This is a genomic window from Hoeflea sp. BAL378, assembly GCF_000759435.1.
In the GTDB taxonomy this organism is placed as follows: Bacteria; Pseudomonadota; Alphaproteobacteria; order Rhizobiales; family Rhizobiaceae; genus Hoeflea.
Genome location: NZ_JRJG01000043.1, coordinates 16,398 through 32,812 on the forward strand (window position 1 = coordinate 16,398; position 16,415 = coordinate 32,812).

The 16,415-nt window shown below is 66.8% G+C and carries 14 protein-coding genes; 3 read left to right on the forward strand and 11 right to left on the reverse strand.

What is annotated here, in order from left to right; genetic code table 11:
* The first annotated feature begins 68 nt into the window (after positions 1-68).
* A complete protein-coding gene (fabB, locus tag LL06_RS11495) occupies positions 69-1,289 on the forward strand; it encodes a beta-ketoacyl-ACP synthase I (protein ID WP_035526489.1) in 1,221 nt (406 codons plus the stop codon).
* 35 nt (positions 1,290-1,324) lie between these two features.
* A complete protein-coding gene (fabI, locus tag LL06_RS11500) occupies positions 1,325-2,134 on the forward strand; it encodes an enoyl-ACP reductase FabI (protein WP_035526492.1) in 810 nt (269 codons plus the stop codon).
* 165 nt (positions 2,135-2,299) lie between these two features.
* On the opposite strand, the gene LL06_RS11505 is transcribed toward fabI, so the two are convergent.
* The 6 genes from LL06_RS11505 to LL06_RS11530 form a co-directional block, all read right to left on the reverse strand.
* On the reverse strand, positions 2,300-2,965 hold the full coding sequence (locus LL06_RS11505; protein ID WP_035526495.1) for a flavodoxin reductase: 666 nt from the start codon (positions 2,963-2,965) through the stop codon (positions 2,300-2,302).
* A gap of 94 nt (positions 2,966-3,059) precedes the next feature.
* Complete coding sequence (locus tag LL06_RS11510; RefSeq protein WP_052161449.1) at positions 3,060-5,165, reverse strand: hybrid sensor histidine kinase/response regulator; 2,106 nt, start codon at positions 5,163-5,165, stop codon at positions 3,060-3,062.
* The gene (locus LL06_RS11515; RefSeq protein ID WP_035526498.1) at positions 5,152-6,663 is read right to left on the reverse strand and encodes an ATPase domain-containing protein; all 1,512 of its coding nucleotides are present in this window, start codon (positions 6,661-6,663) and stop codon (positions 5,152-5,154) included. Before LL06_RS11515 ends, LL06_RS11510 begins: the two co-directional genes overlap by 14 nt.
* A 322-nt stretch (positions 6,664-6,985) precedes the next feature.
* Positions 6,986-9,106: a polyribonucleotide nucleotidyltransferase gene (gene pnp, locus LL06_RS11520; RefSeq protein ID WP_035526501.1), complete on the reverse strand. Its 2,121-nt coding sequence runs from the start codon at positions 9,104-9,106 to the stop codon at positions 6,986-6,988.
* Between the two features lie 337 nt (positions 9,107-9,443).
* On the reverse strand, positions 9,444-9,713 hold the full coding sequence (gene rpsO, locus LL06_RS11525) for a 30S ribosomal protein S15 (protein WP_035526503.1): 270 nt from the start codon (positions 9,711-9,713) through the stop codon (positions 9,444-9,446).
* A 210-nt stretch (positions 9,714-9,923) separates the two neighbouring features.
* Positions 9,924-10,277, reverse strand: a complete 354-nt coding sequence (locus LL06_RS11530; protein WP_035526506.1) for a hypothetical protein — start codon at positions 10,275-10,277, stop codon at positions 9,924-9,926.
* 198 nt (positions 10,278-10,475) lie between these two features.
* On the opposite strand from LL06_RS11530, the gene LL06_RS11535 reads away from it, so the two are divergent.
* A complete protein-coding gene (locus LL06_RS11535) occupies positions 10,476-11,201 on the forward strand; it encodes a gamma-glutamylcyclotransferase (protein ID WP_035526509.1) in 726 nt (241 codons plus the stop codon).
* Here the strand turns inward: LL06_RS11535 and truB are convergent, their stop codons facing one another.
* The 5 genes from truB to LL06_RS11560 form a co-directional block, all read right to left on the reverse strand.
* Entirely contained in the window at positions 11,202-12,137 is a 936-nt protein-coding gene (gene truB / locus LL06_RS11540) for a tRNA pseudouridine(55) synthase TruB (RefSeq protein WP_035526511.1), read from the reverse strand.
* 1 nt (position 12,138) lies between these two features.
* A complete protein-coding gene (locus LL06_RS11545; RefSeq protein ID WP_035526513.1) occupies positions 12,139-12,597 on the reverse strand; it encodes a hypothetical protein in 459 nt (152 codons plus the stop codon).
* 1 nt (position 12,598) lies between these two features.
* Positions 12,599-13,033 (reverse strand): 30S ribosome-binding factor RbfA, encoded by a 435-nt coding sequence (gene rbfA / locus LL06_RS11550; RefSeq protein WP_035526517.1) that lies wholly within the window; start codon positions 13,031-13,033, stop codon positions 12,599-12,601.
* Between the two features lie 90 nt (positions 13,034-13,123).
* Positions 13,124-15,712: a translation initiation factor IF-2 gene (infB, locus tag LL06_RS11555; protein ID WP_035526520.1), complete on the reverse strand. Its 2,589-nt coding sequence runs from the start codon at positions 15,710-15,712 to the stop codon at positions 13,124-13,126.
* 92 nt (positions 15,713-15,804) lie between these two features.
* Positions 15,805-16,410 carry an RNA-binding protein gene (locus LL06_RS11560; RefSeq protein WP_280114110.1) on the reverse strand — a complete coding sequence of 202 codons (606 nt, stop codon included), beginning with the start codon at positions 16,408-16,410 and terminating at the stop codon, positions 15,805-15,807.
* Positions 16,411-16,415 lie beyond the last annotated feature (5 nt).

Below are 16,415 nucleotides of genomic sequence, written 5' to 3' on the forward strand. Positions count from 1 at the left end.
TTTCGGGACAGGGCGCGGGTTGCTCGCGCCATGACAGATCAGGACCCTCCACGAGAAAGGGCAATAGCATGAGACGAGTCGTTGTGACGGGAATGGGGATCGTATCCTCGATCGGCAACACCACGAACGAAGTGACCGAATCGCTGCGCCAGGCCAAATCCGGCATCAGCTTCAGCCAGGACTTCGCCGATCACGGCTTCCGCAGCCAGGTCTGGGGCGCGCCGACGCTGGACCCGACCGAACTGGTCGACCGCCGCGCCATGCGCTTCCTGTCGCGCGGCGGCGCCTGGAACCATGTCGCCATGCAGCAGGCGATCGCCGACGCCGGCCTGACCGAGGCCGAAATCAGCGACGAGCGCACCGGCATCGTCATGGGCTCGGGCGGTCCCTCGACGCGCACGCTGATCGAGGCCGCCGACATCACCCGCAAGAACGGCAGCCCCAAGCGCATCGGCCCCTTCGCGGTGCCGAAGGCCATGTCGTCGACGGCGTCGGCGACGCTTGCGACCTGGTTCAAGATCCACGGCGTCAACTATTCGATCTCGTCGGCCTGCTCGACCTCGGCGCACTGCATCGGCAATGCGGCGGAACTGATCCAGTGGGGCAAGCAGGACATGGTGTTCGCCGGCGGCCACGAGGACCTCGACTGGTCGATGTCCAACCTGTTCGACGCGATGGGGGCGATGAGCTCGAAATACAACGACCAGGCGGCGACCGCATCCCGCGCCTATGACGTGAGCCGCGACGGCTTCGTCATCGCCGGCGGCGCGGGCGTGCTGGTGATGGAAGAGCTCGAGCACGCGAAGGCCCGCGGCGCCAAGATCTATGGCGAGCTCACCGGCTATGGCGCCACCTCGGACGGCTACGACATGGTGGCGCCGTCGGGCGAAGGCGCGATCCGCTGCATGCGCCAGGCGCTGGCCAACGTCGAAGGCCGGGTCGACTACATCAACACCCACGGCACCTCGACACCGGTGGGCGATTCCAAGGAAATCGGCGCGATCCGCGAGGTGTTCGGCACAGACATGCCGCATGTGCAGTCGACCAAGTCGCTGACCGGGCACTCGCTGGGCGCCACCGGCGTGCAGGAGGCGATCTATTCGCTGCTGATGATGAAGGAAGGCTTCATCGGCGAAAGCGCGCACATCACCGAGCTCGACCCGGAATTCGCGGGCGTGCCGATCGTGCGCGCGCGCATCGACAACGCCAAGATCGACACGGTGCTGTCCAACTCCTTCGGCTTCGGCGGAACCAACGCGACGCTGGTCTTCCAGCGGCACGACCGGTGAGCGGCGTGGCAACGGGCACAGGCGGGGGAAGCGGCATGGACGGACTGATGAAGGGCAAGCGCGGGCTGATCATGGGAGTCGCCAACGACCACTCGATCGCCTGGGGGATCGCCACCAAGCTCGCGGAAGCGGGCGCCGAGCTCGCCTTCACCTACCAGGGCGAGGGCTTCGGCAAGCGGGTGCGGCCGCTGGCCCAGAAGCTCGGCTCGACGCTGGTGCTGCCCTGCGACGTCGAGGACGTGGCGACCGTCGACGCGGTGTTCGAGACGCTCAAATCGGAATGGGGTTCGATCGACTTCGTGGTCCACGCCATCGGCTTCTCCGACCGCAACGAGCTCAAGGGCCGCTACGCGGACGTGACCACGCGGGCCAATTTCTCCCGCACAATGGTGATCTCGGCCTTTTCCTTCACGGAAGTGGCGCAGCGCGCGGCGCCGCTGATGGCGGCCGGCGGCTCGATCCTGACATTGACCTATGGCGGCTCGGTGCGGGTGATGCCCAATTACAACGTCATGGGCGTGGCCAAGGCGGCGCTCGAAGCCATGGTGCGCTATCTCGCCGCCGACTACGGTCCGGACGGCATCCGCGTCAACGCCATCTCGGCGGGCCCGGTGCGGACGCTCGCCGGCGCCGGCATCGGCGACGCACGCGCCATGTTCTCCTACCAGAAGAAGAACGCGCCGCTCCGCCGCACCGTCGACATCGACGACGTCGGCAAGTCCGCGCTCTACCTGCTCTCGGACCTCTCCTCGGGCGTGACCGGCGAGATCCACTACGTGGATTCGGGCTTCAACATCACCTCGATGCCGATCGTCTCGGAACTCAACAAGGCCGACGAGGGGTAGGCATCTCCCATCCCTGTCCATGCGGAAAAGAAAACCCCGGATCGCCTGATCCGGGGTTTTTCGTTGGGGAACCAGCCCGCGCCGCGCCCTCTGCCAAGGCGGACCGCTCCGGTCCTTCGTCGCTGAAACCAGTCCACTGGACTGGTTTCTCCGCTACCGCGGCCACTACTCCTCGAACACCAGTCCGTCAGGATCGGCGCCCATCTGCTTGAGCGCATCGTTGATGCTCTCGACCATGCCGTCGGGGCCGCAGACGTAGAAATGCTGATTGGTATTGCCGATGAGGCGTTCGAGCATGGCCTTGTCGATGCGGCCGTGCTCGAAGCCGCCGCGGTCTTGCTGGCTGAGCACATAGACGACCTCAAGTCCGGGCATGGCGTCGAACTCGTCGCGCAGGATGATGTCGGCCTCGGTCTTGTTGGCGAAGATCAGCCGGTGGCCGGAGAGCTCGCCCCGGTCCCTGAGCATGCGCAGGATGGCAATGAAGGGGGTGACGCCCGCGCCGGCGGCGATGAAGGTGCCGCGCCCCTTGTACTCGATGGTGCCCCAGGGATCGCCGACGATGAAGCTGTCGCCCACCCCGAGCGTGCCGATCTGCTCAGTGAGCCCGTCGTGCTCGGGATAGATCTTGATGGTGAACTGCAGTTCGTCCCACTCGGGCAGGGACGTGAAGGTGAACGGATGGCCCGCATCGCGCCAGCCGTCCCGATCGACCCCCACCTCCGCCGCCTGCCCCGGCGTGAAGGCGAAGCCCGCGGGTTTTTCGAAGGTGAACTGGCGGACATCGTGGGTGATGTCCTCGATTTTCGAGATGGCAAGCCTATGGGCCATGGATGTGCTCCCTGTTGATGGTGCAGGGCCAATGCACGGGCACGGGAGATGGTTCCGGGAATCCGAAGCGCCGGCCTGATCCGGCGCCGGCCTGCTATTGGCGCGGCGATGCCGCGGCCGCGGCCTCCGGGCTGGAAGCCAGCGCCCGGTCGATTTCGGCCGACAACTGGTCCTGCGAATAGGGCTTGCTCAACCGCGGCAGGTTGAGTTCCGTGCCGGCGGGCAGTTCGGCATAGCCGGTCGCGATCAGGATCGGGATTTCCGGACGCATCCGCCGCGCCTCGCGGGCGAGCTCGGCGCCGGTCATCCGCGGCATCGAGTAATCGGTGATGATCAGGTCGAACGGCTGACCGCTGGCGAGGATATCGAGGGCCTGCTCGCCGGAATTGGCCTCGACCACCTGGTGGCCCAGATCCTCCAGCATGTCGACCGAACTCATGGCGATGAGGACGTCGTCGTCGACCATCAGGATGCGGCGCACCAGGGGCTCGGCGCGAGCTGCCTTGGCGTCCGGCGCCGGCACCGCGGCCTCCGCTGCTGGGACTTCGCTTTGGAGGTCCTGGCCGGCGGAGGGGATCCAGAGCTCCGCGGTGGTGCCTTGCCCGACGCGGCTCTCGAGCTTCAGCATGCCCTTCATCTGGATCGCCAGGCCGTGGATCATCGACAGGCCGAGACCCGTCCCCTTGCCGAGCTCCTTGGTGGAGAAGAACGGATCGATGGCCTTTTTCAGCGTGTCCTCGTCCATGCCCTTGCCGTTGTCGGTGACGGAGAGCACCACATAGCTGCCCTCGTCCAGATCTTCCGGATGATCGCAGCCTTCGTCCCGGCGCAGGCCGATGCGGAGCGTGCCGCCTTCGGCCATGGCGTCCCGGGCGTTGACGGCAAGGTTGAGCAGGGCCAGTTCGAGCTGGTTGGCGTCGGCCATGGCCGGGGGCAGCCCGTCGGGCAGATCGATCTCCATGTTGATCGCGGTGCCGACCGACCGCTGCAGCAGCTCCTCCATGCCGCCCACCAGCTTCTTGATGTCGATGGGGGTCACATGCAGGTCCTGGCGGCGGGCGAAGGCCAGGAGCCGCTGGGTGAGCGATGCGCCGCGGCGCGCGCCCTGGATGGCCCCGTCAATCAGACGGATCGCCTTGGGATCGTCGCCGGCATGCTTGTGCAGGAGTTCGAGATTGCCGAGCACCGCCATCAGCAGATTGTTGAAATCATGGGCCACGCCGCCGGTGAGCTGGCCGATGGCCTCCATCTTCTGGGCCTGGCGCAACTGCTCCTCGGCGCGCTGGCGCTGGGCGATCTCGGCCATGGTGTCGGCATGGGCCGTCTCCAGCTCGGCGGTGCGGGCGGCAACCCGTTCCTCCAGCATCTCGTTGATCTGGCGCTGGGACTCCTCGTTGCGGCGGCGCTCGGTGACGTCGGCGCAGACGCCGATGATGCGTATGCGGAGGCCGTTGAGCTCGCGGTAGATCTGGGCACGCATCTCGACCCAGCGGACCGCGCCGCCGGGGGACGGCAGGCGGACCTCGATCGCCAGATCGGCGCCGGTCTCGATGGTCGCCTCGAGCGCCCTGCGCACGCCCGGACTGTCGTCGGGAGCGATCGCATCGATCATGTCGTGATAGCCGAAGCCCGCATCCGGGCCGCGGCCGAAGATCCGCCGGAATGTTTCCGACGCGGTCAGCTCCAGGCTGCCCATGTCCAGCTCCCAGGCGCCGAGATGGCCCGCCTGCAGCGCCGTCTGCAACCGGCGTTCGCTTTCATCGAGCGCCTCGATCTGCAGGCGCGCCTGGTACTGGCGACGGCGGCCGCGCAGGGCGCTGCGGGCCATCGAGATGAAGGTGGTGGCGTGGAAGGGACGTTCGAGAAAGCTCACATTGCCGAGGATGCCCGACAGGCGCGCGGCGGCGGGATTGCGTTCCGGGCCGCCCCCGCGCTGGGTCAGCAGGATGAAGGGCAGGTCGGACCAGCTCGGCTGCGCGGTCACCCAGGCCGACAGCTCGCGCAGATCGGCAAAGCGCAGGGCCTCCTCGGTGACAACCGCCAGGGACACGTCCTCGCCCAGCATGCGCAGCAGCGCGGCGAGATCGGGGACGGTGTGCGACGGGACGCCGGCTTCCTCGAGAAGCGAGGCGGCAATCTGGGCATCCCGGCCGACAGGCGCGAAAATCAGCGCGGGCGCTCGACGATCAGGAATGGCCATCCCTCCCGTCGGCGGCGATTTCGAGCAGCTCCGCGTCGCTGCCGACCATGGTCGGAACGCCCTTGAGCACGCCCTGGAAGCCGGTCAACGGCTTGCCTACCGTCAGGCCGTTCGACCCGATCTTGAACTCGCGGATGCTTTCCTCGTGCCGGCCGGTGCGCTTCTTGATAACGGAGACGGCGCGCCGCACCCTGCCCGCGGCCTCGAAATAGCGCAGCAGGATCACGGTGTCGGCGAGGTAGGTGACGTCGACCGGCGATTTCATGTCGCCGACCAGGCCGTGCTGGGCGACGGTGAGAAAGGTGTTGGCGCCCTGACGGTTGAGGTATTGCAGCAGCTCGTGCATGTGCAGCACCAGCGCGTTCTCCTCGGGCATCGACGCCTGGTAGCCGTTGATGGAATCGATGACCACGGTCTTGGCCTTGAAGTCGGAGACGATATGGCGGACGCGCTGGGCGAACTCGCCCGGCGACAGCTCGGCCGCGTCGAGCTGCTCGATGTGGATGACGCCGTCGTCGCGGAGCTTTTCGAGCTCGATGCCCATCGCCCGGGTGCGGTCGAACAGCAGGCCGAGTTCCTCGTCGAAGACGAAGATCGCCGCGTGTTCGCCCCGTTCCACGGCGGCGATGACGAACTGCAGCGCGAACAGGCTCTTGCCGGTGCCGGCGGGCCCGATCAGCAGGGTGCTGGAGCCGCGGCTGACGCCGCCGCCGAGCAGGCCATCGAGCTCGGGCACGCCGCTGCCGAGCAGGGTGCGCGGAAAGGCGGTGCGGTGCTCGAGCGCGCGCAGCCGCGGGAAGACCTGGACGCCGCCGGTGCGGATGACGAAATCATGATAACCGCCGCGAAAGGACTGGCCGCGATATTTGACCACCCGCAGCCGTCGCCGTTCGGAGCCGTAATTGGGGGCGAGTTCCTCGAGATGGATCACGCCATGGACCACGCTGTGGACGGTCTTGTCGAGCACGTCGGTGGTCATGTCGTCGAGCAGCAGCACGGTGGCGCCGGACTTGGCGAAGAAATGCTTGAGCGCGAGAATCTGCCTTCGGTAGCGCAGCGAACTCTGGGCCAGAAGCCGGATTTCCGAGAGGCTGTCGAGCACGACGCGCGTCGGCTGCACCCGCTCCAAGACCTCGAAGATCATCTTGGTGGTTTCGCCCAGTTCGAGATCGGAGGAATAGAGCAGGCTCTGCTGCTGGTCGGAATCGAGCAGGCTTTCGGGCGGCACCAGTTCGTAGATCTCGATCTGCTCGCCGATCTCCATGCCGTGGGAGCTGGCGCCGTCGCGCAGCTCCTCCTCGGTTTCCGACAGGGTGATATAGAGGCACCGCTCGCTCCGTGCCGCGCCCTCGAGAAGGAACTGGAGCGCGATCGTGGTCTTGCCGGTGCCGGGGGTGCCTTCCAGCAGGAAGACATGGCGGCGCGACAGGCCGCCGGACAGAATGTCATCAAGACCTTTAACGCCGGTTTTGGCTTTTTCTCCGAGACTGTCGGGCATCGGTCATCCTTGTTCAGCAGCGCCCTGCGGCGCAGTCATGTCATCAGGCAGTCGGCGAAACGCCACTGCATCGGCTGGTCATCGGACACCCTTATCCCTTGGCGCCGGCGTGATAACCGGGGTTGATGAGACAATGCGGATATCGCGATTTCGTTCCACGCCGGGAGGCGGATCGCCAGGCGACCCGAGCCGAAAAATTGAATTTGGGCGCGCGTCGGGCAGGCGGCGCGGCACAGCGAAAAGCCCCCGGATCCTGCGATCCGGGGGCCTTGTTCTGGCATCGGGTGCGACGGTGTCTCCACCGAAGGCTGAAGCCTGGGGCTTATTCGCCGCCGGAGACTTCCTGGCCGGTTTCCTGGTCGACGACCTTCATCGACAGGCGGACCTTGCCGCGTTCATCGAAGCCCAGGAGCTTGACCCAGACCTTCTGGCCTTCCTTGACCACGTCCGAGGTCTTGGAGACGCGCTCGGAGGCGAGCTGGGAGATGTGGACCAGGCCGTCCTTGGGGCCGAAGAAGTTCACGAAGGCGCCGAAATCGGCGACCTTGACGACGGTGCCTTCGTAGATCATGCCCACTTCCGGCTCGGCGACGATCGAGTGGATCCACTTCTTGGCGGCCTCGATCTCCTTGCCCGAGGACGAGGCGATCTTGATGGTGCCGTCATCGTCGATGTTGATCTTGGCGCCGGTCTTCTCGACGATCTCGCGGATGATCTTGCCGCCGGTGCCGATGACGTCGCGGATCTTGTCGACCGGGATGGTCATGACCTCGATGCGCGGGGCGAACTCGCCCAGCTGGCCGCGACTTTCGGTGAGCGCGTTGCCCATCTCGTGCAGGATGTGCAGGCGGCCGTCCTTGGCCTGGCCGAGCGCGATCTGCATGATTTCCTCGGTGATTCCGTCGATCTTGATGTCCATCTGCAGCGCGGTAATGCCGTCGGCGGTGCCGGCGACCTTGAAGTCCATGTCGCCCAGGTGATCCTCGTCGCCGAGGATGTCGGACAGGACGGCGAACTTCTCGCCTTCCTTGATCAGGCCCATGGCGATGCCGGCGACCGGCTTGGCGAGCGGCACGCCCGCATCCATCAGCGCCAGCGAGGTGCCGCAGACGGTGGCCATCGACGAGGAGCCGTTGGATTCGGTGATTTCCGAGACCACGCGCACGGTGTAGGGGAACTGGTCGGCGGCGGGCATCATCGGGTGGATGGCGCGCCAGGCGAGCTTGCCGTGGCCGATTTCGCGGCGGCCGGGCGAGCCGGTGCGGCCGGTTTCACCCACCGAATAGGGCGGGAAGTTGTAATGCAGCATGAAGGTGGCCTTGTAGGTCCCCGTCAGGCTGTCGACATACTGCTCGTCCTCGCCGGTGCCAAGCGTGGCGACGACGATGGCCTGGGTCTCGCCGCGGGTGAACAGCGCCGAGCCGTGGGTGCGCGGCAGCAGGCCGACTTCCGAGACGATCGGACGGACCGTCGAGAGATCGCGGCCGTCGATGCGGCTCTTGGTGTCGAGAATGGCGTTGCGGACGACCTTGGCCTGCAGCGACTTGAACACGGCGCCGATCACTTCCGACGAGAAGCGGGCTTCTTCGCCGTCAGCCGGAGCGAAGTGTTCCTTGACCTTGGCCTTGACCGCGTCGATGGCGGTGTAGCGGGCAGCCTTGTCGGTGTTGGTGTAGGCGTCGCGGAGGCCCGCTTCGCACATCGCCAGCATTTCGGCTTCAAGCTCGGCATGGTCGGGAGCGGTGAAGTCGCGCGGCTCCTTGGCGGCGGCTTCGGCCAACTGGATGATCGCGTCGATCACCGGCTGGAAGCCCTTGTGGCCGAACATGACGGCGCCGAGCATGACGTCTTCGGCCAGTTCCTTGGCTTCCGATTCCACCATCAGCACGGCGTCCGAGGTGCCGGCGACGACGAGGTCGAGCGAGGATTCGGGCATTTCGTCGACATGCGGGTTGAGCACGTACTGTCCGTTGATGTAACCGACACGGGCGCCGGCGATCGGGCCCATGAAGGGAATGCCCGACAGCGTCAGCGCAGCGGAGGCGGCGACCAGCGACAGGATGTCGGGGTTGTTTTCGAGATCATGCTGCAGGACGGTGACGATCACCTGGGTGTCGTTCTTGTAGCCGTCCGGGAACAGCGGGCGCAGCGGGCGGTCGATGAGGCGCGAGACCAGCGTCTCGTTCTCGCTCGGACGGCCTTCGCGCTTGAAATAGCCGCCGGGGATCTTGCCGGCCGCGTAGGTCTTTTCCTGGTAGTTGACGGTCAGCGGAAAGAAATCCTGGCCGGGCTTGGGCGACTTGGCGGAGACGACGGTGGCCAGCACCACGGTCTCGCCATAGGTGGCGACGACGGCGCCGTCTGCCTGGCGGGCGACCTTGCCGGTTTCCAGGATGAGCGGACGGCCGCCCCATTCAATCTCGACCTTGTGGGTATCGAACATGTCTTGTCCTTCGTATGCGGACATCGGGCCCGGCCGGTTTCGGCCGCGCGCGGGATGTCCTCGTTGTTTAGAGCGCATCTCGGGCAAGACAGCGGGAGGCTTCGGTCGGGGCCGCCCGGTCGGGGCAGCAAAAGCATCCGGCAATCCTGCCCCATGACGGGCCATTCAAATATCCGGAACCGGATGACCCGGTCCATCGGACGGTTTTGGCGCGAATATCAGGCCGTTTTGCGGCCCGCGGCGTGCGCCTGAACGCCATGTCCCCGGTTCGGGTGGTGCGGGGACCTTGGCAAAGGTGCGGCGGGCGAAGCACCAGGCTCCGCCCGCCGGCAGCAGATTAGCGGCGGATGCCCAGACGGGCGATCAGTGCGGCGTAGCGCGCCTCGTCCTTGCGCTTGACATAGTCAAGCAGCGAACGGCGCGTGGACACCATCTTCAACAGCCCGCGGCGTGAATGGTTGTCCTTCTTGTGGTCCTTGAAGTGGCCGGTCAGATTGTTGATCCGCTCGGTCAGAATGGCGACCTGGACTTCCGGCGAGCCGGTGTCGTTTTCCGTGGTGGCGTATTCCTTCAGCAGCGCAGCCTTGCGCTCGGCAGTGATCGACATCGTGAAATCCTTTCGATCTGGATGGATATGGCGCCCGCCGCCGGGATGTCGTCCAGCAGGGGCCTCGAATGTCAAGCCGGCAAGACCGGCGATGACGGCTGGGCTATAGGCCAATTCCGCCCGAAATGAAAGGAATTTTTGGAGAACGGCGCCTGGGGCGCCCCTGGCGGGCGGGGCGCGCGGCCATTGCGCAGCGCCGGGCTCAGCCTTTCAGCAGCCGCGCTTGACATAGGCGTCGGGCACGGCCTCGACCCAGGCAACCGAACCCGCGTCGTCGGAGGAGATGTAGGGACCGTCGGCGACGCAGAAAAAGCCGGGCCGGAAACCGCCCATATTCGACGTATCGAGCACCTGCGCGCCGGCGCCGCCGCCGACGCCCGGACCGCCGAGCTGCTGCAGCGTGCGGCGGGCGGCGGCCTGGTTCTTCGAGCAGCCGAGAATGATGTACCAGCCGCATCCCTGGCTGTCATAGCCCGGGGTCTGCGCCCGGGCGGGCGCGACGAGAGCGGCCGTCGACGCGGATGCGAGGGCCAGCAGGACGGCCGCGAAACCGATGTTTTTCATGACTGTTTCCTCCCCTTCGCCGAACAGTGCATCAGCGCGCGGGCGGGATCAAGCCGCTTTCGCGGACCCGGGCGACGCGGCGCTTGACAGCGCGGGCGCGGCCGGCCGACCTTCGGAACGGCGAAGCGCGGGCCAAGGCACGAGGCCAGTTCCCAGAGCTTCGACGGCAGGCGCGACGCGCGGAAGGGAACGCTGGCCATGGCACACAGCAGACGCATGCGGCTCACCCGCAGTCATGTCGATCTCGTCCACCGGGCGGTCGAGGATCCGGGACCCAAGCTCTTGCCGGGGTTCCGGGCGGCGACGGACGCGGATTACGCCGAGGCCGTCGGGTCCATGCTGGCGACGCGGCCGCCGGGCGATTTCTGGCTGTTCGGCTACGGCTCGCTGATCTGGAATCCGGAAACGGCCTATGAGGAAAAGCGGCTGGGGCGGGCCATCGGCTGGCACCGGCGCTTCTGCCTGGGACCGGACTACCGCTATCGCGGCAGCCATGACCGTCCGGGGCTGATGATGGCGCTCGACCGCGGCGGCCAGTGCACCGGCATGCTCTACCGGCTGCCCGAGGCGGGACTGGAGCAGGAGCTGCACCGGCTGATCCGCCGCGAGCTGAGCCAGTTGCCCTCGGCCTTTCCCTGGCGCTGGATCGGCGTGAAATCCGGGCAGGAGCGGCTTACCGCGCTGACGTTTGCCATGGACCGCAGGAGCCCGCGCTATGTCGCCGGATTGCCGGATTCGGAGGTGGCGGCGGTGCTCGCCGGCGCCTGCGGCTTCCGCGGCTCGATGGCGGAATACCTGCACTCGACCGTCACCATGCTGGAAAGCCTCGGCATCCACGACCGCAACCTGTGGCGGCTGCAGGCCCTGGTGGCGGAGCGGATCGAGGCCGAGTGCGGACCGGTGGCGGCCGGCGACGCCGGCTGATCAGGCCTTGAACACCCGGCGCGGGCGGAATTCGCCGCCGGCGACCTCGCCGATCGACAGCAGCGCGCCGCGGACATAGGCGCAGGCGTCGTCGGTGGCCACCGGCGCGTCGCGGCCCCGGAGGATGACGGGATTGCCCATGCGGATCCGCTGCGCCTGGTCCTCGCTCAGATCAATGCGCGGCAACATGCCGAGCGCTTCGCCGGTCGGCACCAGGAAGGTGTCGAGCGCCGACAGCCGCTCGGCCTCGTCCTCGATCTCTTCGAGCGCGATCAGATCGGCGAGCGGAACCATGGCGTCCTCGGAGAACGGCGCGACCATGGTGCGGCGCAGGCCGGAGATGTGGCCGAAGCAGCCGAGTTCCCGGCCGAAATCGCGCGCAAGCGCACGGACATAGGTGCCCTTGCCGCATTCGACCTCGAACACCGCATGGTCGGCGTCGGGGCAACCCAGCAGCGTGATGCGGTGGATCTCGACCTCGCGCGGCGGAATGTCCACCACCTCGCCGTCGCGCGCCATGTCGTAGGCGCGTTCGCCGCCGATCTTGACGGCGGAGAAGGCCGGCGGCACCTGTTCGATCACGCCGGTGTAGGACGGCAGGATCGCCTCGATCGCGGCGCTGTCGGGGCGGAGGTCGGAGGCTTGCGTGACCGCGCCCTCGAGATCGTCGGTGTTGCGTTCTTCGCCCCAGGCGACGGTGAATTCATAGACCTTGCGGCCGTCCATCACATAGGGAACGGTCTTGGTGGCGTCGCCGAGCGCGATCGGCAGCATGCCCGAGGCCAGCGGGTCGAGCGTGCCGGCATGGCCGGCCTTTTCCGCCTTGAACAGCCATTTGATCTTGGAGACAGCCTCGGTGGAGCCGAAATCCCACGGTTTGTCGAGCACCAGCCAGCCGGAGACGGGCCGGCCCTTTTTCTTGCCGCGACGGCCCATGTCAGTATCCCGGCTTCTTGTGGAAGGTTGCCGCCGTCCTGGCGACGCTGCCCGCCGGCATCGGCATGGGCGCGCGTTTCTCGTAGTCGAGCGCATAGAGGCGCTTGGCGACCAGGTATCCGGCGGCGATCGTTCCGCCGTTCTCGGCGCGGTACAGAGTGCCCAGCTTCGCGACGATCAGCGGCTCGATGACGCCGAGCGGCGGCATTCCATGCGCCACCGCATCGAGCATCGCCGCTTCGTTTTCCGGCGCGTTGACGATCACCTCGATGGCGCGCATTTCCGGGTCGCCATGGGAGATTTCCTTCTTGCGGGCGTAGGGCAGGCCGCTTTCGACGATCAGGTCGACGATGAACACGGCGTCGTCATTGTCGACCGTCCGCAGGCAATTGGCATAGAGCGTCGCCCGGGCGTCGGTGGACATGGCGGCGATTTTTTCCGGCGTCACGAGTGTCGCCATCTTACTTTTCACCGTCTGAGGCGGCGTCGCCGGCATCGGCGTCGTCGTCATGCCCGAGGTCGCGGGCCACTTCGGGCGATTTCAGCAACCGGTCGATATGCTGGTAATTGGCGAAGCTGGTGTCGTCGCGGAAGCGCAGTTCCGGGATGACGCGCATCTGCCTGAGATCCGGCGAGACGCGGCCGCGGATGAAGCGGGCGTTCTTGTTGAGCGCCGCAATGGTTTCCGTGTGATCCTCCACGCCCAAGGGCGTGACATAGGCGGTGGCGACCGTCAGGTCGGGCGACATGCGCACCTCGGTCACGGAAATCAGCGTGTTGGACAGCACCGGATCGCGGATGTCGCCGCGCTGCAGCGCCTGGGTGATGGCGGCGCGCACCTGTTCACCGACGCGCAGCATGCGCTGGGAGGGAGCCGATGAGGATGACTTGGTCATGAATTTCCAACCGAAATTGCGGGCGCTATAGCCCTGTCGCCAAAGAAGGGAGACCCCTCCGGCGCAGGGTGCGCCGGAGGGGTAGTCCGATCAGAGCGTGCGCGTGACGTGCTCGACGCGGAAGCACTCGATGACGTCGCCCGCGCGGATGTCTTCGTAGTTCTCGAAGGCCATGCCGCATTCCTGGCCGCCATTGACTTCGGAGACTTCGTCCTTGAAGCGCTTCAATGTCTTGAGCTTGCCTTCGTGAATGACGACGTTGTCGCGGATCAGGCGGACGCCCGCACCGCGTTCGACCTTGCCTTCGGTGACGCGGCAACCGGCGACCTTGCCGACCTTGGTGATGTTGAACACCTCGAGGATCTCGGCATTGCCGAGGAAGGTCTCGCGGCGCTCCGGAGAGAGCATGCCCGACATCGCCGCCTTCACGTCATCCACCAGGTCGTAGATGATGTTGTAGTAGCGGATCTCGACGCCGTCGCGCTCGGCCGCGTCGCGCGCCTGCTTGTTGGCGCGGACGTTGAAGCCGATGATCGCCGCACCCGAGGCCTCGGCGAGGCTGATGTCGGATTCGGTGATGGCGCCTGCGCCCGAATGGATGATGCGGGCCCTGACTTCGTCGGTGCCAAGCTTGTCGATGGCGCCTGCGATGGCTTCGATCGAGCCCTGCACGTCGCCCTTGACCAGCAGCGGGAATTCCTTGCTGCCGGTGTCCTGGAGCTGCGTCATCATCTGCTCGAGCGAACCGCGGGTTCCGCTCTGGCGCGCCGCCGCCTTGTCGCGGGCAAGCCGCTGGCGGTATTCGGCGATCTCGCGGGCGCGGCTTTCGTTCTCGACGACGGCGAAACGGTCGCCGGCCTGCGGCGTGCCCTGAAGGCCGAGGATCTCGACCGGGAAGGCGGGGGCAGCTTCCTTGACCTGCTCGCCACGGTCATTGACCAGGGCGCGCACACGGCCCCACTGGTCGCCGGCGACGAGGATGTCGCCGGGCCTGAGCGTGCCGGCCTGCACCAGCACGGTGGCGACGGAGCCGCGGCCGCGATCGAGCTTGGCCTCGATCACCACGCCTTCGGCGGTGCGCGTGGGATTGGCCTTCAGGTCGAGCAGTTCGGCCTGCAGCAGGATGGCGTCGAGCAGCTTGTCGAGATTGATGTGCTTGGTGGCGGAGACCTCGACGTCGAGCACCTCGCCGCCCATGCTTTCGACGAAGACTTCGTGCTGGAGCAGGTCGGTGCGGACCTTCTGGGCGTTGGCCGACGGCTTGTCGATCTTGTTGATCGCCACGATCATCGGCACGCCGGCCGCCTTGGCGTGATTGATCGATTCGATCGTCTGCGGCATCACGGCATCGTCCGCCGCCACCACCAGGATGGCGATGTCGGTGGCCTGGGCGCCGCGGGCGCGCATGGCGGTGAAGGCGGCGTGGCCGGGCGTGTCGATGAAGGTGATCAACTGACCGTTCTTCTCGACCTGGTAGGCGCCGATGTGCTGGGTGATGCCGCCGGCCTCGCCGGAGACGACATTGGCGTCGCGGATGGCGTCGAGCAGCGAGGTCTTGCCGTGGTCGACATGGCCCATGATGGTGACCACCGGAGGCCGCGAGACCATCTCGCCGCCTTCGTCCTCGACATTGAAGATGCCGAGCTCGACGTCGGATTCCGACACGCGGCGGACCGTGTGGCCGAATTCGCCGGCGATGAGTTCAGCCAGGTCGGCGTCGATGACGTCGCCGGGCTTCATCATCTGGCCTTCCTTCATCAGGTACTTGATCACGTCGACCGACCGCTCGGCCATACGCTGGGACAGTTCCTGGATGGTGATGGTCTCGGGCAGCGTCACCTCGCGGGCGATCTTCTCGCGCGGCTCCTGCATCATCGAGCGGCGCATCTTCTCCTGGCGGCGGCGCATGGCCGACAGCGAGCGGCCGCGGGCGTTGCCGTCGTCGCTCAGGGCGGCGTTCAGGGTCAGCTTGCCGCGGCGGCGGTCTTCCTCGACCTTGGGCCGGGTGGGCTTGGGCGTTTCGGGGCGCACGACCTTGGCGCCCGGACGCGCCGGGCCGCCTGTGCGGGCCGGAGCCTCGGTCTCGGTCTCGCGGCGACGGCCACGGGATACCTCTTCGGCCTGCGCCGCGACAATTGCCTCCGGCGTCGCCTCGACCGGCGCTTCCGCCTCGACGGGAGGCTGGCTTGCGGCTTCCTTGGCGGCGAGCTTGTCTTCTTCGGCCTTCAGGCGAGCGGCCTCGGCCTCCTCGATGGCGCGGCGGGCGTCTTCCTCGGCCTTGCGGGCCGCCTGTTCCTCGGCGCGCTTCTTGTCTTCGACATCACGGACGCGGCTGTCCTGAAGCGCACGGCGGCGCGCCTCGACTTCACTTGCGGAAAGCCGGTTGAGCACAGCGCCACGCGGTGGCGGTGTGGGCGCAGGGGCGCGCGGCGGCGGGGCCACCGGTTCGGCCGGCTTTTCAGCGACGGGTGCGGGGCGCGGCTTGAGGGTGACTGGCGGCGCCTGATTCTCATCCTCGGGACGCGTGATGCGGCGCTTGCGCGTTTCCACCACCACGGCCTTGGTCCGGCCGCGACCCATCTCCTGGCGAACCATCCCCTGTTCCACCGAGGGGCGCTTCAGCGAGAAGGTCTTCTTGCCGGTCACATTGATCGTCTTGTCGTCGTTGCTGTCGCTCATTCCGTATCCGTTTCCGCGGGAAACCGCATCGCGCCCGTGCGCGCCGGCTTCTTGATCGTTTGCACCCGGGCGAAGCGCCCGGAAGCCCGTCTTCAGTCCGGTCCCGCTTCGGGACCGTTCCTGTAGCGCGCAAGCATCTTTGCGCGCTTCACTACACCCTCACCGGCCTGCCCTGCAAGCGCGGCGGCATGGATAAAAGCGCCTTCGCCCATGGCGAGCGCCAATTCTTCGGCTGAAAACAGCCGAAAGACGGGTATCTCCGCCTCGGTCACACCCAGCGCCCGGGCCGTGTTGGCCTGCCTGAGCTTGCGGACGCCATCGTCGGCGGCGTCGCTCGCATGCATCAGCGCGATGGCCGAGCCCGACCGCACGGCGTCCTCGACCTTGCCCGATCCGGTGATGAACTGGCCCGACTTGCGCGCCATGTTCATCATGCCGAAAAGGCTGTCGCACAAGAGCCGGTCGACCACGCCGCCCAGCTCCGGATCGGTGGTCACCTCGGTCTTGAGCGCCCTGCCGAACAGCTTGCGCTTGACCGCCAGGTCCACCATCGTCCGCTCCGCCGTCACCCAGCAGCCGCGCCCGGGAAGAGCCTGGCGCAGATCCGGAACCACCGAACCGTCGGGCCCGGCCACGAACCGGATTAATCCATCGGGCTGGCCGCGGTCCCGGGTCACAATGCACATTCGGTCGTTCACGGGCT

Bases quoted from the DNA above. Each gene is read 5' to 3' on its own strand.
- LL06_RS11545 (WP_035526513.1), bottom strand. From the start codon at position 12,597: ATGGCGACACTCGTGACGCCGGAAAAAATCGCCGCCATGTCCACCGAC.
- truB (WP_035526511.1), bottom strand. From the start codon at position 12,137: ATGGGCCGTCGCGGCAAGAAAAAGGGCCGGCCCGTCTCCGGCTGGCTG.
- fabB (WP_035526489.1), top strand. From the start codon at position 69: ATGAGACGAGTCGTTGTGACGGGAATGGGGATCGTATCCTCGATCGGC.
- fabI (WP_035526492.1), top strand. From the start codon at position 1,325: ATGGACGGACTGATGAAGGGCAAGCGCGGGCTGATCATGGGAGTCGCC.
- LL06_RS11505 (WP_035526495.1), bottom strand. From the start codon at position 2,965: ATGGCCCATAGGCTTGCCATCTCGAAAATCGAGGACATCACCCACGAT.
- infB (WP_035526520.1), bottom strand. From the start codon at position 15,712: ATGAGCGACAGCAACGACGACAAGACGATCAATGTGACCGGCAAGAAG.
- LL06_RS11535 (WP_035526509.1), top strand. From the start codon at position 10,476: ATGGCACACAGCAGACGCATGCGGCTCACCCGCAGTCATGTCGATCTC.
- LL06_RS11515 (WP_035526498.1), bottom strand. From the start codon at position 6,663: ATGCCCGACAGTCTCGGAGAAAAAGCCAAAACCGGCGTTAAAGGTCTT.
- pnp (WP_035526501.1), bottom strand. From the start codon at position 9,106: ATGTTCGATACCCACAAGGTCGAGATTGAATGGGGCGGCCGTCCGCTC.
- rbfA (WP_035526517.1), bottom strand. From the start codon at position 13,033: ATGACCAAGTCATCCTCATCGGCTCCCTCCCAGCGCATGCTGCGCGTC.
- LL06_RS11530 (WP_035526506.1), bottom strand. From the start codon at position 10,277: ATGAAAAACATCGGTTTCGCGGCCGTCCTGCTGGCCCTCGCATCCGCG.
- LL06_RS11510 (WP_052161449.1), bottom strand. From the start codon at position 5,165: ATGGCCATTCCTGATCGTCGAGCGCCCGCGCTGATTTTCGCGCCTGTC.
- rpsO (WP_035526503.1), bottom strand. From the start codon at position 9,713: ATGTCGATCACTGCCGAGCGCAAGGCTGCGCTGCTGAAGGAATACGCC.